The sequence below is a fragment of the Paenibacillus sp. genome (genome assembly GCF_035645235.1).
Taxonomy (GTDB): domain Bacteria; phylum Bacillota; class Bacilli; order Paenibacillales; family YIM-B00363; genus Paenibacillus_AE.
Genome location: NZ_DASQMZ010000059.1, coordinates 33,457 through 52,421, shown reverse-complemented (window position 1 = coordinate 52,421; position 18,965 = coordinate 33,457). Strand labels below are relative to the sequence as shown.

At 60.3% G+C, this 18,965-nt stretch carries 19 protein-coding genes; 5 read left to right on the top strand and 14 right to left on the bottom strand.

The window, feature by feature from the left end; translation table 11 throughout:
• The 9 genes from bshC to VEZ38_RS05325 all read right to left on the bottom strand — a co-directional run.
• The coding region (gene bshC / locus VEZ38_RS05365) for a bacillithiol biosynthesis cysteine-adding enzyme BshC (RefSeq protein WP_324892316.1) at window positions 1-1,305 on the bottom strand (1,305 nt) is incomplete at its 3' end.
• Window positions 1,306-1,445: 140 nt separating this feature from the next.
• Window positions 1,446-2,402 (bottom strand): oligopeptide/dipeptide ABC transporter ATP-binding protein, encoded by a 957-nt coding sequence (locus VEZ38_RS05360; protein ID WP_324892315.1) that lies wholly within the window; start codon window positions 2,400-2,402, stop codon window positions 1,446-1,448.
• Complete coding sequence (locus VEZ38_RS05355) at window positions 2,399-3,418, bottom strand: ABC transporter ATP-binding protein (protein WP_324892314.1); 1,020 nt, start codon at window positions 3,416-3,418, stop codon at window positions 2,399-2,401. The genes VEZ38_RS05360 and VEZ38_RS05355 overlap by 4 nt, the downstream gene beginning before the upstream one ends.
• Before the next feature lie 13 nt (window positions 3,419-3,431).
• The gene (locus tag VEZ38_RS05350) at window positions 3,432-4,376 is read right to left on the bottom strand and encodes an ABC transporter permease (protein ID WP_324892313.1); all 945 of its coding nucleotides are present in this window, start codon (window positions 4,374-4,376) and stop codon (window positions 3,432-3,434) included.
• Between the two features lie 5 nt (window positions 4,377-4,381).
• Complete coding sequence (locus tag VEZ38_RS05345; protein WP_324892312.1) at window positions 4,382-5,311, bottom strand: ABC transporter permease; 930 nt, start codon at window positions 5,309-5,311, stop codon at window positions 4,382-4,384.
• A gap of 198 nt (window positions 5,312-5,509) precedes the next feature.
• Window positions 5,510-7,252, bottom strand: coding sequence for a peptide ABC transporter substrate-binding protein (locus VEZ38_RS05340; RefSeq protein ID WP_324892311.1), 1,743 nt, complete (start codon window positions 7,250-7,252; stop codon window positions 5,510-5,512).
• 287 nt (window positions 7,253-7,539) lie between these two features.
• Window positions 7,540-7,800: a late competence development ComFB family protein gene (locus VEZ38_RS05335; protein WP_324892310.1), complete on the bottom strand. Its 261-nt coding sequence runs from the start codon at window positions 7,798-7,800 to the stop codon at window positions 7,540-7,542.
• Window positions 7,801-7,813: 13 nt separating this feature from the next.
• Window positions 7,814-8,203 (bottom strand): DUF3397 domain-containing protein, encoded by a 390-nt coding sequence (locus VEZ38_RS05330; RefSeq protein WP_324892309.1) that lies wholly within the window; start codon window positions 8,201-8,203, stop codon window positions 7,814-7,816.
• Window positions 8,204-8,362: 159 nt separating this feature from the next.
• Window positions 8,363-9,007: an RsfA family transcriptional regulator gene (locus VEZ38_RS05325; RefSeq protein ID WP_324892308.1), complete on the bottom strand. Its 645-nt coding sequence runs from the start codon at window positions 9,005-9,007 to the stop codon at window positions 8,363-8,365.
• Between the two features lie 248 nt (window positions 9,008-9,255).
• Between VEZ38_RS05325 and VEZ38_RS05320 the strand changes: the two genes are divergently transcribed.
• Entirely contained in the window at window positions 9,256-9,489 is a 234-nt protein-coding gene (locus VEZ38_RS05320; RefSeq protein ID WP_324892307.1) for a DUF2626 domain-containing protein, read from the top strand.
• 74 nt (window positions 9,490-9,563) lie between these two features.
• Here the strand turns inward: VEZ38_RS05320 and VEZ38_RS05315 are convergent, their stop codons facing one another.
• Window positions 9,564-10,703, bottom strand: coding sequence for a class I SAM-dependent methyltransferase (locus VEZ38_RS05315; protein ID WP_324892306.1), 1,140 nt, complete (start codon window positions 10,701-10,703; stop codon window positions 9,564-9,566).
• A 110-nt stretch (window positions 10,704-10,813) separates the two neighbouring features.
• Here VEZ38_RS05315 and VEZ38_RS05310 point away from each other — a divergent pair, with 110 nt between their 5' ends.
• Entirely contained in the window at window positions 10,814-11,893 is a 1,080-nt protein-coding gene (locus tag VEZ38_RS05310; protein WP_324892305.1) for a hypothetical protein, read from the top strand.
• Between the two features lie 80 nt (window positions 11,894-11,973).
• A complete protein-coding gene (locus VEZ38_RS05305; RefSeq protein WP_324892304.1) occupies window positions 11,974-13,116 on the top strand; it encodes a hypothetical protein in 1,143 nt (380 codons plus the stop codon).
• A gap of 2 nt (window positions 13,117-13,118) precedes the next feature.
• Here VEZ38_RS05305 and VEZ38_RS05300 read toward each other — a convergent pair whose 3' ends face one another.
• The gene (locus tag VEZ38_RS05300) at window positions 13,119-14,513 is read right to left on the bottom strand and encodes an extracellular solute-binding protein (protein ID WP_324892303.1); all 1,395 of its coding nucleotides are present in this window, start codon (window positions 14,511-14,513) and stop codon (window positions 13,119-13,121) included.
• Between the two features lie 129 nt (window positions 14,514-14,642).
• On the opposite strand from VEZ38_RS05300, the gene VEZ38_RS05295 reads away from it, so the two are divergent.
• Entirely contained in the window at window positions 14,643-15,131 is a 489-nt protein-coding gene (locus VEZ38_RS05295; RefSeq protein ID WP_324892302.1) for a hypothetical protein, read from the top strand.
• 10 nt (window positions 15,132-15,141) lie between these two features.
• Here the strand turns inward: VEZ38_RS05295 and VEZ38_RS05290 are convergent, their stop codons facing one another.
• Window positions 15,142-16,473 (bottom strand): PhoH family protein, encoded by a 1,332-nt coding sequence (locus VEZ38_RS05290; protein WP_324892301.1) that lies wholly within the window; start codon window positions 16,471-16,473, stop codon window positions 15,142-15,144.
• A 110-nt stretch (window positions 16,474-16,583) separates the two neighbouring features.
• On the opposite strand from VEZ38_RS05290, the gene VEZ38_RS05285 reads away from it, so the two are divergent.
• Window positions 16,584-17,237: a YhcN/YlaJ family sporulation lipoprotein gene (locus VEZ38_RS05285; RefSeq protein ID WP_324892300.1), complete on the top strand. Its 654-nt coding sequence runs from the start codon at window positions 16,584-16,586 to the stop codon at window positions 17,235-17,237.
• A 58-nt stretch (window positions 17,238-17,295) separates the two neighbouring features.
• On the opposite strand, the gene VEZ38_RS05280 is transcribed toward VEZ38_RS05285, so the two are convergent.
• Together VEZ38_RS05280 and VEZ38_RS05275 are read right to left on the bottom strand one after the other, a co-directional pair.
• Window positions 17,296-17,748, bottom strand: a complete 453-nt coding sequence (locus tag VEZ38_RS05280) for a pyridoxamine 5'-phosphate oxidase family protein (RefSeq protein ID WP_324892299.1) — start codon at window positions 17,746-17,748, stop codon at window positions 17,296-17,298.
• A gap of 92 nt (window positions 17,749-17,840) precedes the next feature.
• Complete coding sequence (locus VEZ38_RS05275) at window positions 17,841-18,962, bottom strand: LCP family protein (RefSeq protein WP_324892298.1); 1,122 nt, start codon at window positions 18,960-18,962, stop codon at window positions 17,841-17,843.
• Between the last annotated feature and the right edge of the window lie 3 nt (window positions 18,963-18,965).

Genomic DNA, 18,965 nt, shown 5'->3' with positions numbered 1-18,965 from the left:
GAGGCCCAGCTCGTCCTGCGAGGCGAGCCACGCGTCGCGCCGCTGCGCGAGACGCTGCAACGCATCGTCGAACGTCAGCCCGAACTTGTCCATCTGCTTTTGCACGGTGCCTTCCAGCAAGGTGAACTGCTGCCGCGGGACGACGATCGGCGTCGAGAAGCCGAGCAGCGCGAACGCCTCCTTGAGCGTGCTCCAATACGCGATTTCGCTCGGCCCGAGTACGGTCGCGAGCGTCGGGAACACATACTCTTGCATGAGCGGACGCGTCAGCGCGTTATTGCTGAAGTCCCCGGGAGCGTCCTCCGCGCGGCGAAGCAGCTCCTCGCGCGTCAACCGCACCGTGCCCTTGCGGTCGACCGCGCCGGCGCCGCGCTCGTCGAGGAACAACAGCTTCCGCTCGCCCCCGTCGAACAGAAACAAGTTGAAGCCGTCGGCCGCGGATTCGGCCTGCAGCGGGTATCCCGCCGCCGACACCGACCGTTCGCCTTCTCGAAGCGCGGCGGACAACGCCTCGCGGCGCTCCAGCAGCGCGCGGAACATCGGCGCTTCCGCTTCGCGCAGCGCCGGGTTGTCCGCGTCGATCAACACGAGGCCGTGCTTGCCGAATAAGAGAGACATCGTCTTCGCGAACGCCTCCGACAAATTCGCGGACGCGTCGGCGACGCGCCGGAGCGCATCCAGGACGCCCGGTTTGAACTCGGTGTCCAGCATCGTCTCCGCGAGCGCCTCGATCGCCCCCGCCCACGCCTCCGGACCGACCGGCGTACGGCTGACCGCCGTCCGCCCCTCGCCCGTCGGATGCGCGATCGCGATCTTGCGAAGCTCCAGCTGCGGGGTGACGGCGTATGTATGGTTCGCTTCGTCCCAATCGTGGTCCTCGCCGGCGATCCAAAACACCGGCACGACCGGACGGCCGAGCCGCTTCTCGGCTTCGCGGGCCGTGCGCAAAATCGTCATCGCTTTATAAACGACAAGCATCGGTCCCGTAAACAGCCCCGCTTGCTGCCCGCCGACGACGACGAGCGCCTCCGGATCCCGCAGCCGTTCCGCGGCCGCGAGCGCCTCCGGTACCGGATTATGCTCGCGATTGTACCGAATTACCGCCGATGCGACCGCCTCGCGGCTCGCGGCGAGCCCGCCGCCCGACCGAGCCCGGTCGACCGCGGCGGCCCGTTCCGTCCAAGCCCGGTCCGGCTCGGCGTACGGGCTCGGCGCGTCGAAGCGGGACGTCGCCGCCGGCTTGCCGGCGGCGTAATCCGCGGCGATCGGGTGCATGCTTATATGGTCGTACGTCTCAAACCGCATCGGATACCCCTCTCTCGTGCTCGTGACTTTCATTTTACCCCTGAGGGGCGCTCTCGTCAAAAGGCAGCCTCCCGAGAGAACGACGAAAGGCCGCGTCTCGGGTGCATGTCGCACCGGACGCGGCCTTCGGCGGCCGAACGTTACACGTAATGGCAAGCCGCCCAATGGCCCGGCTTCGTCTCGACGAATTTCGGCTCTTCCTTGGCGCACTTCTCCGTCGCCGCGGGGCAGCGCGTTCGGAAATGGCAGCCGCTCGGCGGATGAATCGGCGACGGGATGTCGCCCTTGAGCACGATGCGCTCGCGCGTCGCCTCGATTTCCGGGTCGGGGATCGGAATCGCGGAAAGCAGCGCCTTCGTGTACGGATGCAGCGGGTTCGCGTACAGCTCCTCCGACGTCGTCAATTCCACCATCTTCCCGAGATACATGACCGCGACGCGGTCGCTGATATGCTTTACCATCGCAAGGTCGTGCGCGATGAACAAATACGTCAGGCCGAATTGCTTTTGAAGCTTCATCAGCAAGTTAACGACCTGGGCTTGAATCGAAACGTCCAACGCGGAAATCGGCTCGTCGCAGACGATAAATTTCGGATCGACCGCGAGCGCCCGGGCGATGCCGATCCGCTGGCGCTGGCCGCCGGAAAATTCGTGCGGATACCGCGTCGCGTGGTCGGGGTTGAGCCCGACGAGGTCGAGCAGCTCTTCGACCCGCTTCTTCCGTTCGCCTCGGCTGCCGACGAGACGATGCACGTCGAGCGCTTCCCCGATAATGTCGGTCACCGTCATGCGGGGATTCAGCGAGGCGTAAGGGTCCTGGAAAATCATCTGCATGTTCCGGCGCAGCGCCTTCATCTTCGAGCCGCGCAGCGAGTAGATGTTCGTCCCCTCGAACTTCACCTCGCCCTTCGTCGGCTCGTACAGCCGGAGGATCGTTCGGCCGGCCGTCGACTTCCCGCAGCCGGATTCGCCGACGAGCCCGAGCGTCTCGCCCTTGCGCAGCGAGAAGCTGATATCGTTCACGGCTTTGAGAGTGTTGCCTCCGCCGACATTGAAATACTTCGTCAAATTGCTGACTTCGAGCAAATTGGAGCTCATTGCGCCCCCTCCTTCCCTGCCGCCACCTGCGCGCTCGGCGCCATCGGATGGAGCAGCCAGCATGCCGCTTTATGGCTCGGGCTGATCTCCGTCATGTCGACGTCCCGCGTCTGGCAAATCTCCATCGCCTCGTCGCAGCGCGCGCAGAAGCCGCAGCCCGCCGGCGGCTTAATCAAATCCGGCGGCGTGCCGATGATCGGAATCAGCTCCTCGTCCTTCTTCTGGTCGAGGCGCGGCACCGACCGCAGCAAGCCTCTCGTGTACGGATGCTTCGGATTTTTAAACACTTCCCACTTCGTGCCCGTCTCCACGACCTTGCCCGCGTACATGACGATGACGCGGTCGCACATGTCGGCCACGACGCCGAGATCGTGCGTGATCAGAATGATCGACGTGCCGAGGCGCGTCTGCAAATCCTTCATCAGCGTCAAAATTTGCGCTTGGATCGTCACGTCGAGCGCCGTCGTCGGCTCGTCCGCGATGAGCAGCGCCGGGTTGCACGCCAGCGCGATCGCGATCATCGCCCGCTGGCGCATCCCGCCGGAAAATTCGTGCGGGTACTGCGCGAAGCGAGCCTCCGGGTTCGGGATGCCGACGAGCTTCAAAATTTCGATCGCCCGCTCCTTCGCTGCGTTCCTCGACATCTTCTGATGCTTGATCAGACCTTCGGTAATTTGCCGTCCGATCGTCAACGTCGGGTTGAGCGACGTCATCGGGTCTTGGAAAATCATGCCGATATCTTTGCCGCGCACGGCTTCCATTTCCTTTTCCGACTTCTTGGTGAGTTCTTCGCCTTTGAATCGGATGGAGCCGTTCTTAATCACGCCCGGAGGATTCGGGATGAGGCGCATAATCGTCTGCGCGGTCACGCTCTTGCCGCAGCCCGATTCGCCGACGATCGCGACGGCCTCGCCCTTCTTCACGTCGAAGCTGACGCCGCGCACCGCCTGCACCTCGCCGCCGCGGACGTTGAAGGAGACTTGCAAATCCTTTACTTCCAAAATCGTTTCCGACATCGTCGGTCACCTCCTACTTTTTCATTTTCGGATCGAATGCATCCCGCAGACCGTCGCCCATGACGTTAAAGGCGAGCATCGTGAGCGACAAGCAGAACGCAGGGAACAAGAAGCGCCACGGATAAATTTGAATGACCGCGAGCGAATCGTCGATCATCGTGCCCCACGATGCGTTCGGCACTTGCACGCCTAAGCCAAGGTAGCTGAGGAACGCTTCCGCGAAAATCGCGCCGGGAATCGTCAGCGTCAACGTAACGATGATCGGCCCCATCGCGTTCGGCACGAGATGGCGGAACATAATGCGCCACATGCTTGCGCCGAGCGATCGGGAAGCGAGCACGTACTCCTGATTCTTTAATTGTATGATTTGGCCGCGCACGATCCAGGCCATGTTGATCCAGCCCGTAATCGAGAGCGCCAAAATAATAACGAGGATGCTCGGCTCGAACACGACGACAAGCAGGATCGATACGAGCAGGTTCGGGATGGCGTACAAAATTTCCGCCGTCTTGTTCATGACCTCGTCGACGCGGCCGCCGACGTATCCCATAATCGCGCCGTAGACGACGCCGATCAACAGGTCGACGAGCGCGACGCACAGGCCGACGAGCAGCGACACCTTCGCGCCTTCCCACGTCCGCGCGAACAGGTCCCGCCCGAAGTCGTCCGTTCCGAACCAATGCGCGTTCCAGCTCGAAAGATTCGGCGGTTCGTTCGTCGCGAACAGGTCGTTCACGGTCGCGTCCCACGGCACGATCATCGGGCCGAACAACGCGAACAGCGTCATGACGACGATAATATACAAACCGGCCATCGCGAACGAATTTTTCCGGAATCGATACCAAATATCGGCCCAGGCGGACAAGCTTTCGCGCTCGATTTTCTCCGCCTTGGCCTCGTCCTTCGTAATTTTCCGGAACAGCTCCGGCTTCAAATCGGAAGGCTTCAATTGCGTCATGTCGGTCAACCTCCCTTTCCGCCGGAAAGCTTAATGCGCGGGTCGACCAACACATAAGCGATATCCGTTAAAAATCTGCATACCATCAAAATAATGCCGTAAAAAATCGTAAGGCCCATAATGAGCGTATAATCGCGGTTGTTGATGCTTGTGACGAAATGCTCGCCGATGCCGGCGATGCCGAATACTTGCTCGATGACGATCGAGCCGGTAATAACGTTCGCGGTGAGCGGGCCGATGTAGGTGACGACCGGCAGCAGCGCGTTGCGAAGCGCGTGGCGGGTCGTGACGACGAACGAGGACAAGCCCTTCGAACGCGCGGTCCGAATGTAATCGGAGTTCAGCACCTCGACCATCGTCGAACGGGTCAATCTCGCGATGAAGGCGACGGACAACGCGCTGAGCGCGATCGTCGGCAGCACGTAATGCAGCGGCGACTTCAATCCAGTGACCGGGAACCACCGCAGCTCCGCCGAAAAATAATATTGCAGCAGCGGCGCCAAGACGAAGCTCGGAATCGACACGCCGAGCACCGCCAGCACCATCGTCAAATTGTCGAGCAGCTTGCGGTGATACAGCGCGGCGAGGACGCCCATGCCGACGCCGAACATGACGGACGCGATAATCGATACGATCCCAAGCTGGGCGGACAAATAAAACGATTCGTTAATCATCGTCGCGACCGAACGGTATTGGTATTTCATCGAAATGCCCAGATCTCCGCTGAACAGCTTGCCCATATACGTCAAGTATTGCTCCCAAATCGGGCGATCGAGCCCGTAATGCGCCATGATGCGTTCTTGAATCGCCTTCGGCGTCTTTTCCGACAAGAACGGATTGCCGGGAATGAGCTTCATCAGCACGAACGTAGCCGTAGCGAGTACGTAGAGCGAGGCGAGCGTGAAGATCAGTTTTTGTAGCAGGAAACGTAGCAAGCGCGAAACACCTCTTCCTCGACAGAATTCTATTCTAATATTGTAAACGGCGGCAACCATTCTTTCTATTTTAAAATGTTGCCAAGCGCGCCGGAGTGATCGATTTCATAGAAGTGCCTATCCACGCAGAAAAAGGGGCATATATAGGGACGCTATATATACCCCAATTCCGAAAAGCGTTACAAGCTTACTTGCCGATTAGTGAGCCTCGATATACCCGCGAGTATAATCCATGTTGCCGGAGTAGTCGATGACGACGTCTTTCACGTACGGCTTGTTCATCCAAATCCGCGTGTAGTAGTACAGCGGGAGGAGCGCCATCTCATCGCCGATCAAAATTTTCTCGGCTTGCGCCATCAGCTTCATGCGCTCCGCGTTGTCTTGCGTCGCGTATGCGTCTTTGACGAGTTGATCGTACTGCGCGTTGTTGAACCCGAGGTCGTTGTTGCCGGACGTCGACGTGAACATGTCGATGAACGTCATCGGATCGTTGTAGTCCGCTCCCCAGCCTGCACGTGCGACGTCATAGTTGAGCGCCGTGCGGTTTTGGAGGAATACGGCCCATTCTTGCTCTTCGATCTTGACATTAACGCCGAACGTCGATTTCCACATGTCGGCGACGGCCGTAGCGATCTTCTTGTGGCCTTCGCTCGTGTTATGAAGCAGCGTGAAGCCCGTTGCCGGGTCCCAACCCGCTTCCGCGATGCCTTCCGCCCACAGCTTCTTTGCTTCTTCCAAATCTTCTTTAAAATATTGCGTATGGTCGACTTCCTCGCGGAACGTCGCTTTCTCGCCTTTGATGCCCGCGGCTACGAAGCCGTATGCCGGCGCTTGGTTGCCGAGCGTAACCTTGTCGATCAGCAATTGACGGTTTACCGCCATCGTCAGCGCCTTGCGCACTTTCGCGTTGTCGAAAGGCTTTTTCTTGTTGTTGAAGTTATAGTAGTACGTGGACGCGATACCTTGGATGATCAAGTTCGCTTCCGGATCGTTCTTCAGCACCGGAATTTGCTCCGTCGGAATTTCGCCGTTCGGACCGCCTGCCCAGTCGAGTTCGCCCGTGTTGTACAGGTTAAGCTCGGTTTGCGGCTCGGCAATCATCGCCATCGAAACTTCCGAGAAGTTGACTGCGTCTTTGTCGAAGTACGTGTCGCTCTTCGTCAGCTTGATGGAGTCGTTGTGCGTCCACTCCGTCAGGTTGAACGGACCGTTGCCGACGAATTTCGCCGCTTCCGTCGCCCATGCCGGGTCGCCTTCGACCGTAGCCTTATGCACCGGATAGTACGTGAAGAAGGACGTCAGGCTCAGGAAATAAGGCGTCGGGTTCACGAGCTTTACTTCAAGCGTGTAGTCGTCAAGCGCTTTGACGCCGACTTGGTCGGCCGTTAGGCCGCTGTCCGGCGTGTTGTACTCCGCCGCGTTTTCGATGTAGTACAACTGATAAGCGTAAGGCGCCGGCGGATTCAGGTTCGGATCGAGCGTCCGCTTCCAAGAATACTCGAAATCATGCGCCGTCACCGGATCGCCGTTGCTCCACTTCGCGTCTTGGCGAAGCTTGAACGTCCACGTCTTGCCGTCATCGGAAGTCGTCCAGGATTCGGCGACCGCCGGCTCCGCTTCGCCCGCCGCGTTCATGCGAGTCAACCCTTCATAAAGACCGATCATGACCGTGAAGGAAGTTTGGTCTTGCGCCTGCGCCGGATCCAAAGAAGGCGGCTCCGTCGAGATATTCATGCGGAACACCTGGTTGTCCGCTTTTCCTCCTGCTGCAGGCTCATCCGCCGTAGCGTTGTTGCCCTCCGTGTTCTTGCTGCCTTCGCTCGTGGACGGCGTGTTCGTCGTCTCGCCCCCGGAGCTGCTTCCGCAAGCCGCCAGCACCGTGCCCATCATTAGTACGATGGCCAAGATCGCCAGCGTGCCGCGTTTGATCCCCTTCGACATTAGGCTTTTCCTCCTCAAAAAAATTAGTAGTAAACTACCTGCAACATAATATACAACCACCGGTCAAAAAGGTCAATAATGAATTTTCCAAGTTTGTAAATCAATCTCACACTTATGTAACATAAATATTCCATTCGGTGAGATTTCCGTTCAAGCCGCTTGACCCGGGCCCGCAACGCTATTAACCGTAGTTTAAATAAACGCAGGGAAAAAGGCAAGCAAACGCTTTCAAATTTTACAAAAAAAATCGACCGCAAGCTGCGGGCGATGTCGTTAGCGATCTTTCGTTATCTTGGCGATTTCGTGACAATCTTGTATGCCTCGCTTAATTCGCGGTATACATCGCTCTCGAGCTGGGCGCGGACCTGCGACTTTACGATGACCTCGCCGCGCGTCGTCGTCGTATATCGCGGCGGCAGCTTGTTCAGCGCGATCGCCATCATATCGTCCCGATGGATCGGCTCGAGCTTCTCAAGCTCCGGCATGGCCGTAATCATCTCCTTCAATACTTTGGCGACGATCTCTTCCATTAAGTTATGTACCGCCACGCCCATCCCCCGCTCACCATAAATTTTTCGTGATCCCGACCGCCATCAGCAAAATATACGCGGCGGAGAGTCCTAGAAACCCGATGCGCCATACCGCCCGAAGCGTCCGTTTGACGTCGAACGCCCCCTTCGCACGCTGCTGCAGGTTGCCGAGCACCCCAAAGCCCAGAAGAAACATCAACAACAACAGATACAATCCGAACGTCGATTGGAACAATTGGTTATAAAGGGCGGCGACGATGCCGATGAGCGCGAAGGTCGTGACGTCCATCGCACGCTTCGTCGCGAGTTTCTTTTCCTTCCTATATACGTATACCCCGCCCCACACCAGCGCGAACGGCAGGAATGGAGCGATCGCCAAAATCGCGTAAATCCGTATGACCGCGTCTATGACCCATGACACGAAGTCCCCCAACGTTCGACACCTGCCTTCCGTTCCGCGGCTGCGCCGATCGGGAACGAGCATATATTGTGTCATATTATACCATGAGGTCGTTTTCAAACAAAAGATCCCTAGCCATTTTCTATGAGAATAGGGCCGGGATCCTGTTGCATCGCATTTCTATTCGATTCGTTCGAGATTTCCGTTCGCATCCATCTTAAAGCGAGACTTTAACTCTTCCTCGTCCTCGACGAGGAACGCCATCTTCCGGGCTCGATCCATAATTTGAATCAACGCCTTGTAATCGTCGTTCACCGTCCGATAATCCGTCTGCACGTGATTCACTTCGCTCGATAGTCTCTCATTTTCTTCCCGAAGCCGCGCCAGCTCCTCGTCCTTCTCGCGAAGCTCCTTCTCGAGCTGGCGAATCTGGCGGTTAAGCTCCGTCTGCGTACCCTTCCACTGCCGCAGGAAGCGAATGATGCCGTCGAACGAAATCGCCTCCTCCGCGCCGCTCTCGTAACGAGTCCCGCTGTCGACGTCCGCGGTCGCAACGCTCGCCGTTCTCGCTTCCTCCGACATCGCGTGTTTGCGAGAGCTCCGCTTTTGTCGCTGCGCCTTGGCGATTTGGATCGCGGCTTCGTATTTTTTCCGCACGCAAGAGTTCCACCGGAACCCGCAAGCGGCTGCCGTACGCCCGATACGCTCCCCGACCTCCTCGAACGCGAGCAGCTGCGTGCTGCCCTCCCGTATATGCCGGAGGGTGACCTCCGCCAACATTAAATCGTCCTCCGGACTCCATGCGTCTTGTCGAACTGCCGACATGATCCGTAAACCTCCTAACCAATGTTTCGGGTATAGATGCACAATTTATCTCTATGCCCATAGTAGAGTTCATAGAATCTATTTCATACTATTTTGTATGTCCAAAAAAACGGCTCGACATACGTCTTTGGTCCTATCTGAAAAGTTTCCGTTTCTGTCACGGATGCGTCGTTTACACGGATGTGCGAAACGGATATAATGACCATTAGATGATTTTTTACGACTGCAATGTAGAGAGGGGGAGCGTCATGCCGCGCATGTTTCGAGTTCTCGGCTTCTGGACTCTCGTCATCGGCTTGATGGCGTTAGCGGGCGATATGTACGCGATGGCGTTGCTGTTCTTTTTTCAGACGGCCGCCTTCGTCGTTTTGGGTTACATGAATTTGTCCGAACGGACCTACATACTCCTGTTCTGGGGGTACATGATCCTGTCGTTCACAGGATTCACGTATTGGTCCTTCTTCAAACTGGAGACGTTCTAAATTCGATTTTCGGAAACAAAGGGCTGCCGAGGACGTTCCTCGGCAGCCCTTTCTCGTCGCTCGGCGTCGGTTCCTTATGCGGGAGCGCCGTCCGTCTTTTCCATCGTCATGACCTTGAACAGCTCGCTCATGCCGTCGCTGATCAACAGCTGCCGAATGGCCCGATTCGCGCGCGCCTCCGGAGAGAACGGATCGCGACCGGCGTGATTTTGCAGCTTGTTCAGGACGCCTTCGTCGACGAGGAACTGCTTTTGCGTCACGACGCGGACATCGGCGAATCCGGCCGCTTCGGCCGCTTCCGCGCACCACTCGAAGTTGACGTGAGCGGTGATGTCCTGGGCGCCGGGCCGCTGGAGCGCATCGTCGCTCGCCGTATGGCCGCGGTACGTTAGGAGCGTCCCGGCCATCCGATGCGGTCCGTACAGCTCCGCGGAGACGTCGCCGTAATCGGCCAGCAGCGCAAAGCCCCGGCGCATAGTCGCGCCGAGACGCTCGAGCCAGCGCAAGCCGGCCAGCCCGACCTCGAGACGCTGCCCCTCGGCCGCCTCGATTCGTGCCGACGTCAGCCGTTCCGCGACCGCCTCGTCCTCGATCGGGCCGACCGCTTCGCGCAGCGCGCCGCTCGCTTCGTCCCGTTCGACGTATATTTCGTACCACTCGCCGCCAAGGCGAACGATTCGGTGCACCGGGAACGCGTCCAGCAGCTCGTTCGCGAACAGGAGCGTCGTCTCCTCCCGCAGCGTCCGTTCGACCTGCGCGTCGCCCGGGTCGCACACGCCCGCGATCCGTTCCGCATGCGAGGCCAGCCGTTCCCGTTGCAGGCGCCGGTGGTGCGGGCTGCCCTCGACCGCCAGGAACGCCATTCGGGCATACGTATCCGGGAACGCTTGGCGCAGCTCGTCCAGCACGGCGCACGCCAGCCTCCCGTCGCCCCCGCCCCACTCGACGATCGCGATCCGCTCGCCGGCCGGCGCCGTTCTTCGCGCCGCGGCGTCCAGCCGGGAGGCGATGCATCCGCCCATCACGTTGCCGATATGCGCGCTTGTGTAAAAGTCCCCGGCTTTGCCGAGCTTCGTCTCGCCGCGTTGGTAATAACCGATGCCAGGCTCGTATAAACATAATTGCATATACGCGGCGAACGTCATGCGACCGCCCCGCTCGCGCAGCCTTCGAGCCACGGCGGCTTCGACCGCCCGATTGCGAACTTCCGTCAACGTCTTCCGCCCCTCTCGCGATTGCCAACCATTCGCATCGCCGCCGTACAGACAAACGGCGGCTCCGTCGTTATAATAATACTAGGCTTTCAGGAAGGAGTCACACGTTCATGGCGTACCCTACGAATTCGAGACAACATCCGTTGCTTCGCGCCGCCGTCCTTACCGCGCTCTCGCTCTCGCTGCTTGCCGGCTGCAAGTCGGCGCCGGTCCGCGATTACGCCGCCGAGGGCGCCGTATGGAAGGCGCGCATCGCCGAGGCTTATGAACGGAACGACTCGTTAGACAATTTCAAATTCGACGGACATTTTTCTTATGAAGCATCGGAACCTACGAAGGCCGCCGACGCTCCGAACGGCGTGCTGCCCACGTTGGCGGACGGCCTCGCCTGGTCCGGCGTCTGGTACCGGGAGCCGCTGCGCCTTGAAGCCGAACTGCGGCTCGGCGAAGCCGAGACGGCTCCCTCCATGCCGTTCCTTGTCCAAGACGACAAGCTTTATGTCCATATCCCTTCGCTGAACCGTCAGGACGAGTACTTCTCCGTCGACCTGTCGGCGAACGAAGCCGACGGACCGCTCCCGATCGAGCCGCTCGTCCGCGCCGCCGGCGCTTTCGACGAGCTCGCGAAGGCCGTCGTCGAGCGCGTCGATCCGGCTTGGGTCCGCGCGGCCGACGGCTCGGCTCCCCCGGCGGAAGGCGAAGGGACCCGCGACGAGACCGGCGTCGAGGCAGCCGAAGCCGAAGCGGCGGCGAACCGCCTGCCGGACGTCTTCGTCGTCGAAGCGACCCCCGATAACGCCGAGCATCTCGCCTCCGCTTTCCGCGACGGCTACGCCGCGTGGTCGTCCGCGTTCCCCGATCGGCTCGGGGCGTCCCAAGCCGCGTTCCTGGACGAGACGCTCCGCGTCGGAGAAGGAAGCGTGCTTCGGATCGCCCTCGACGAGGCGGGCTACATCGTCGAGCAATCGATCGACTGGACGTTCGTCCGCGCTCAAGACGGCGAGGCGTCCTCGAGCGAAGCCGCTCCGGCGTCCGAGCCGGCCGTCGAAGCCAGGCTCGCCTACGCGGCGCGCCTGGCCGAACCGAACGGCGCCCCGGCGATGAACGCCGTGCCGCCGTCGAACGTCTTGCCGCTCGAGCATGTGCTCGCCTTCTTGAAAGCGGGGCAAGCGCAAACGCCGGCGCCGTAACCAAGCGATCGATAGCGGACCTCGCCAACGTCAAAGGCGAAGCAGGAAACTTTTATTTCACGGACGGGCGGTGAGCAACGATGCGAAGATGGATCGCGGGGTACGCGGCGGCGGCGTTAACGGCGACGACGCTGTTTTCGTTCCCGGCCGGGGCGAGCCCGGTCGTCGGCGAACCTACGCAGGAGCCGTCTGCCGTACAGGAGACGGAAGCCGTAACGGACGGCGGCTCGCCGTTCGTCCAGCAGGGGTTGACGATTTACGAGCTGGATAAGGAGTTGCTTCGGCTTCAAGCCGAGGAAGCCGACGTCGACGCGTCGATCGAGGAACAACGGCAACAAATCGCCCGTCAGCAGGTCGCGCTCGATCAGCGGACCGCTTCGGCGGGCCGCGTGCTTCGATCGTATTACATGGGTCAGCGCGATCGGATGTGGCTGCTCCTGTTTCGCATGAGCTCCCTGAGCGAGGCGCTGACCGTATTGGATTATTTGCAGGCGATCGTCACGAACGACTTTCGGACGTTGGAGCTGTATCGGGAAGCGTACCGGGAGCGGCAGTCGCTCCTCGCGGAGCTGACGTCCCGTCAGGCACGGCTCGACTTCGTCATCGCGGAGCACGAGAGGCAGCGCGTTCGACTGCTCGAAGAGCAAGCCGAGCTGGACCGGCGGCTGGCCGAGTTGGACGAAGCCGAACGGGAAGCCCAGCTGGCGGCGATCGCGGCCGCGACGACCGAATGGGAGGAAGAAGGAATCCCTCTGTTCGAGGAGGTGTTGTCCGCGCTCGGCGCGGCCATGACGGATTTGCCGGCGCTGCTCTCCGACCCGGAGCTCATTTCGGTAAAAGGCGGATCGATGGAAATTCGATTGACCGAGGATGCGTTCAATGCGTTCCTTATGGAGCGCAATCCGATTTTCGAAACGTTCCGCTTCGGCTTTGCGCCATCCGGATTGACGGTAACGGGCGCCTACGAGGAGAAGACGGCGACGCTGCAAGGCGCTTACATATTGGAAAAGGAACCCGCGAACGCGCTTCGCTTCCAGATCGACAGCGTGCGCTTCAACGGCTACGAGCTGCCGGAGCCGACGCGAGCGGCCATGCAGGATCGATACGATCTTTCCTTCGAGCCGGGTCGTCTCGTCGCCGGTCTCGAGGTTTCCGAGCTGATCAACGAACAAGGCGTACTGCGCGTCAAGCTGCGCTTTGCGATCGGCGCCTCGCGCCAGTAGCTCTACGGCAAGGCCGCATACGCCGGCGCGGCGGTCGGAGCCCCGTAGGATGCCGGCGCGGCGTCGATCGCCCTCATTAGAGGCCGAAGCGCGAACCGCACCTCTGTCGCATCCAGACCGCCCCCGAGCGGGAGCGGAGAAGCGGTCCAAGCGCCTGCGCCGCCAAGCATGGTGGGCGTCCCCGCCGCGAGCGACGCCGATAGACCGAACGACGAGCGCGTCACGGGCAAGTAGGCGCCGACCCGCCCGTCGCGTTCGAACGATGCCGGGTCGGTCACGAAACGAATCCACTCGGCGGCCTCCGCCGGATGCGCCGTCGACGGCGATACGACGTAGCTGCTGCCGGCGAACGGCGGCAGCCCGCCCGGCGCCGCCCCTTCGTCCGCCACATAGGCGGCAGCCAACCACGCGCCCCCTTCCTCGCCGGATAACGTCTCGAACGCTTCGCTCAGCCGCACCAACGCCCATGGCGCCTCCCCGCTCGACACCGCGGCGATCGAATCGACGATCGGCGCTTCCGGCAGTCCCGCTGTGCGCTCGCTCCCATCCGCCTCCGCCTCCGCCTCGGCTTCCGCCTCCGCCGCAGGCGCCTCTTCGGATATCGCCGTCGCCTCGGCGGCTGCTTCGCCGCCCCCTTCCCCCGGATCCGCTTCGGCCGTGCCCGCGTCAGCGGCGTTCCCGTCGTCGTCCGCCGCTTCCGCCGGGGGTTCTTGCCCCTCTTCGGGGCTCGCGGGCGCCGGCGCCGCCGCCCCGCCGCGCAGCAGCCGCGAAGCGTATCCGGCATCTTGCGCCGCATCTCCCGTAAGCGCGATCCCTCCGGCCTTCAACCAATCCGACACCCGCATCGGCCGTTCCGCTTGCGGCGCGAACGCCGCATCCGAGCGGTAAACGAACACATAGGGATCCCAATCTGCCGGCACGCCCCACAAATAGCCGTTCCATCGTGCGGCGCCGCGCACCGTCTCGAACCATTGGGATTGGCGTTCGGCCGTTATGTAATCGTCCAACGACAGCAAGCGGCCGCCCGCCGCTTCGTTCCGGACCCACTCCGCAGGGTACAACAAAATATCGGGCGCTTCGCCCGTTTCGGTTTGCGTTCGGTAATCGTCCCTAAGCGCTTCCGGGTCGACGTTGATCACGTCCACGGATACATTGGGACGCTCCCGCTCGAATCGTTCCGTCGCGCGGCGAATCGCCGCGAACGTATCGGCGTCCGTCGAGACGACGGCCCGCAGCGCGACGAGGGGCACCGCCGCTTCGTCGGCTTGTCCCGGCTCGGGCGTTACCGCCGCGCCGAACGGATCGGGGACTTCTTCTCTTGTGACGTCGCCGAGTCCGACCAGCATAAACAGCGTCATGCCGACGGCGCTCATCGCGAGAATGAACCATTTGCGCATGAATGCGTTTCCCCTCCTGCTCCTCCATCTTACCAGATCTCGGAACGGGCGTGGATTTCATTTGTGTTACAAGCCGGACTGGCTTAGAATATATCGAAATGCGACGTGCGGAGAAGGAGCGGAGATGCCATGTTGAAATTCGGCGTGCTTATGGATTTGCCGGAGGGCAAGCGCGCAGGCTATTACGCGCAAATCGTGAAGGCGCTGGCCGATGCGGTCGAAGTGTTCGACCGGGATAAAGAGTTAATCGTCGTCGACGACGCGGAGGCGGCGCGGCGGACGGCGGAGGTGCTGGAGAAATATCGTGTCGGCTGGGAGCCGATGCGCTTGTGGCTCCTCCCGGAAGGCGCCGCGCTGCCGGCGTCCGCGGCGGAATACGGGTTCGAGAGCAAATTCGGCAATGCGTATCTGTATGCCGATCGCGTCGCCCTCTTCCGCGTGCCGAACGAGCAAGAGGCGGGAGCCGAGCTCGCTCCCGCCTTGCTGCAAATCGAGGAATTCGTCTTGCTCGTCTACGTCGAGGGCGCGACGAAGACGTACGCTTGCGAACCGCATCTTCGCGAGACGGTCGAAGGCGTCGCGCGCCGGTACCGCGTCGCGGTACAATTTATCCTCTGACGATTCGAACTTACAATAAGTCCGCGGCGAGCTGCGCGAGATGCGAGCGCTCGCCCTTTTCCAATGTAATATGACCCGATAACGATTCCGTCTTGAAGCGCTCCACGACATGCGACAGCCCGTTGCTGGTGGCGTCGAGATACGGATGGTCGATCTGCTCCGGATCGCCCATGAGCACGATCTTGCTGCCCTCGCCGACGCGGGAGACGATCGTCTTCACCTCGTGACGGGATAAGTTTTGCGCCTCGTCGATGATAATGAACTGACCCGGGATCGAGCGGCCTCGGATATACGTCAGCGCTTCGACCTGGATGCTCGTCAGCCCCGCCAAAATTTTGTCGATGTCCCCGTTCTTCTTCGTGTCGAACAAATACTCGAGGTTATCGTAGACCGGCTGCATCCACGGCCGCAGCTTCTCCTCCTTCTCCCCGGGCAGGTAGCCGATATCCTTGCCCATCGGAACGACCGGCCTCGCAATGAGCAGCTTCTTATATTTTCGTTCGTCCTCCACCTTCATGAGACCGGCCGCCAACGCCAGCAGCGTCTTGCCCGTCCCGGCTTTGCCGGTCAACGTCACGAGAGGCACGTCGTCGTTGAGAAGCAGCTCCATCGCCATCCGCTGCTGCGCATTGCGGCCCGAGATGCCCCACACCGGCTCGTTGCTCAAATACAACGGCTCAAGCCGCTTCCCGTCGGCGTTCACCTTCAGCAGCGCCGACTTCGACGAGCCCATCTCGTCCTTGAGAATGACGAACGTATGCGGATACAAAGACGTGTAAGGGGATACGCTCGAGACCGGCAGCATTCGATACGTATAAAACTCGTCGATGACCGACGGATGCACCTTCATCGTCATATAACCGGTATACATATCGGACAGACTGACCGTTCTATCGTTTAAATAATCCTCCGCCCGCAGTCCCAGCACATCCGCTTTAATACGGACCAGCACATCTTTGCTGACGATGACGACCGGCTTCGGATTCGGATTTTCTTGTTCTTCGTAATAATAATTCAGCGCAACCGCCAAGATTCGATTATCGACCGTCGATTCGCCGAAAAGCTCTTGCATGCGGGCAAAGCTGCGGTGATTCAGCTCGACCTTGAGCGTTCCCCCGCTCTCCAGCGCGATCGAATCGTGCAGCCTTCCCTTGCCGCGGAGGCCGTCCAACAGCCTCGAGACGTATCGGGCGTTCCGGCCGAGTTCGTCCGCGTTGCGTTTCTTTGTATCGATTTCCTCGAGCACGACAGCGGGAATGATGACGTCGTTGTCTTCGAACGCATAGATGGCATTCGGATCATGGAGCAGTACGTTCGTATCCAGCACGTAAATTTTCTTCATCGCAATTCCCTCCATAGCATCGGTTGGCGGTTCGGGAATACATAGTCGGAGCCTCGTCAGAGCACACTACCTGCAATGAAACTTCATTTTCCCGAAAGGACGGAACCGAGATGCGAAAGCAAACACTTGGACTCGCGGGCGCGCTTCTCGCCCTAACCTTCGTCGCAACGGCCTGCGGCGGACGCGGCGATGCGAATTCGGAGGCGCAAGGGGCGAATGACGCCTACGAGGTGCGCGTGCAGCAATCGGCGCCGAACGTAGACGAGGAACGGTCTCGCGCGACCGAAGCGCGGCTCGAGCAGCTCGCCGAAGGCATTCAAGAAGTCAAGCATGCCAATTGCGTCATCGTCGGCAATACGGCGATCGTCGGCATCGACGTCGGAGGCGATGTCGAGCGGTCCCGCGTCGGCACGATCAAATACGCCGTAGCGGAGGCGTTGCGCAAAGACCCCGTAGGGATTCACGCGATCGTCACCGCCGATATGGATCTAAATCACCGCCTTCAAGAAATTCGGCAGGACATGGCGAACGGGCGGCCGATCGAGGGCATTGCCGAAGAGCTGGCGGATATCGTCGGTCGCATCGTTCCCCAGCTGCCAAGGGATACGCAACGGATCGGGGGCGAGCCCGAGGATCCGATGGCGGCCACCCAAGAGCGCGGGGTGAACCAAGTCGAATCGGAGCAGAACGGTTCGACGAAGGCGTCGAATGCTGGAGAACCGAAAGACAACCGAGATTTTCCGGGTCACCCTTCCAATCGATAATGCCGTCGAAATGTCGAATATCCCCTTACAAACACGGAAAGCCTAGTCGAATAATCGACTAGGCTTTCTTCATGGCGGCGAACACCTGATTGTCCAGCTTCTCCGCCGCGCGCTTGTCATACGTCTTCTCATACGCCGGCTCGACGGAAATCCGCGCGCCGTAAAACATCGAGTCGCGCACCGATTCCACCTCGATGTCGATGCACACCAAGGCGAAAGGCACGCCCTCGAGCGCGTCCTTCACGATCTTCGCCGCGCCGTACACCGTGTGTACGCTGCCCGCCGCGAATAAGGTCGCGTTCACCCGCGGATTCGCGCGCACGTTGCCCGCGATGCGCGACCGTCCGTCGACGGCGAAGCGCATGGTGCGTTCGTTAGGCGCGTACACCCACGAGATCGCGTTCGCGACCGGTCCGCCCGTCTCCGCATCGATCGTGCCGAGGATGACGAGCTTTTCGTCGTTCAACTGCGAAATCAGTTCCGAAGATAAAACCGTAACGACTTCCGACATGTGTCCGTTAGCCTCCCAGCATATGCCTATGTTGCCGTCCGCAGCCCCATTATACCATAGCCCTGGGGGAAGCGACAGCGGCGAACGCGGCGTTAGTTCGCCGCCGCATTCTCCGCCTCGCCGGCGCCCTCGGCCGCAGGCGCGGGTTCCGCCGGCGGGGGGCCGTCCCGAAGCAGTTGGTTTTGAAGCTTGACGGACGCGGCATCCACGTCTTCTTGGGACAGGCGGACGTACTGTCCGTCCCATTCCCCTTCCAAGTGGATGTATTCTATTTTATCGTTATCGATGCCGATATATGTTTCGATCATATGCTCGATTTGCTTCGACGGAATATCGGTCTTCACGTTGTTCGACACCGCGTCGAAGACGCTGCCGACCTTCAGCAGCCCTTGCGGCGTCTTCATCTTGTCGAGCAGCTTCGAAATGACTTGCTGCTGACGCGCGTTGCGTTCGAAGTCGTTCGACTCCTGCGTGCGCGGGCTGCAGCCGGCCGACGATTTCCGATAACGAACGAAGTCGAGCGACTGTCGACCGTCGAGCGGCTGAACGCCTTTTTTGAGGTTAATGTTCGTGCCGTCGGCGTTGTCGCGGTAACACATATTTTGATCGACGTCGATCGTCAGGCCGCCGTACGAATCGACGACATCGACGAACGTCTGGAAGTCGATGACGCTCACATAGTCGATCGGAACGTCCAAGAAATCACTGTATAACGCTTTGATTTTTTCCATCGCGTATTGCTGTCGTTCGTCTTTGTCCTCCGGCGCTTCCTTCAGGTTCCCATACAAGTAAGCCGCGTAAAAGCTGTTCGCTTTGGCCGCGCGAAGGTCTTCCGGATCGATGAACGTATCCCGCGGAATCGATACGAGCGAAGCCGTCTTGCTGTTCGGATTCAGGGTGGCGACCATGATGACGTCGGTATTGGCGCTGCGCAGCACTTCCCGATAGTCGGTGCCAAGCACCAGAATCGAGATCGGTTTCTCGCTGGCGCGTTCCTCCGGCGCGATCGTCTCGTCCGTGCCGATGTCGGCGACCAAGTCCTTCGCTTCGTAATACAAATACACGCCATAGCCGACGATCGCCAGCAGCGCGATAACCATAAGAATAATGACGCCTTTGAAAAGGCTGAGCCCGCGCGGCTTCGCCGGCTTGGGCGTGCAGATGACCGCCTTGCCGCCGCGCGGCGGCAGCGATGCGTTCGGGGGGTTCGTCATGCG

Coding starts and splice junctions, on each gene's coding strand:
- VEZ38_RS05360 (WP_324892315.1), bottom strand. CDS start 2,402: ATGAGCTCCAATTTGCTCGAAGTCAGCAATTTGACGAAGTATTTCAAT.
- VEZ38_RS05285 (WP_324892300.1), top strand. CDS start 16,584: ATGCGAAAGCAAACACTTGGACTCGCGGGCGCGCTTCTCGCCCTAACC.
- VEZ38_RS05350 (WP_324892313.1), bottom strand. CDS start 4,376: ATGACGCAATTGAAGCCTTCCGATTTGAAGCCGGAGCTGTTCCGGAAA.
- VEZ38_RS05275 (WP_324892298.1), bottom strand. CDS start 18,962: ATGACGAACCCCCCGAACGCATCGCTGCCGCCGCGCGGCGGCAAGGCG.
- VEZ38_RS05355 (WP_324892314.1), bottom strand. CDS start 3,418: ATGTCGGAAACGATTTTGGAAGTAAAGGATTTGCAAGTCTCCTTCAAC.
- VEZ38_RS05305 (WP_324892304.1), top strand. CDS start 11,974: ATGCGAAGATGGATCGCGGGGTACGCGGCGGCGGCGTTAACGGCGACG.
- VEZ38_RS05300 (WP_324892303.1), bottom strand. CDS start 14,513: ATGCGCAAATGGTTCATTCTCGCGATGAGCGCCGTCGGCATGACGCTG.
- VEZ38_RS05290 (WP_324892301.1), bottom strand. CDS start 16,473: ATGAAGAAAATTTACGTGCTGGATACGAACGTACTGCTCCATGATCCG.
- VEZ38_RS05320 (WP_324892307.1), top strand. CDS start 9,256: ATGCCGCGCATGTTTCGAGTTCTCGGCTTCTGGACTCTCGTCATCGGC.
- VEZ38_RS05295 (WP_324892302.1), top strand. CDS start 14,643: ATGTTGAAATTCGGCGTGCTTATGGATTTGCCGGAGGGCAAGCGCGCA.
- VEZ38_RS05310 (WP_324892305.1), top strand. CDS start 10,814: ATGGCGTACCCTACGAATTCGAGACAACATCCGTTGCTTCGCGCCGCC.
- VEZ38_RS05280 (WP_324892299.1), bottom strand. CDS start 17,748: ATGTCGGAAGTCGTTACGGTTTTATCTTCGGAACTGATTTCGCAGTTG.
- VEZ38_RS05340 (WP_324892311.1), bottom strand. CDS start 7,252: ATGTCGAAGGGGATCAAACGCGGCACGCTGGCGATCTTGGCCATCGTA.
- VEZ38_RS05325 (WP_324892308.1), bottom strand. CDS start 9,007: ATGTCGGCAGTTCGACAAGACGCATGGAGTCCGGAGGACGATTTAATG.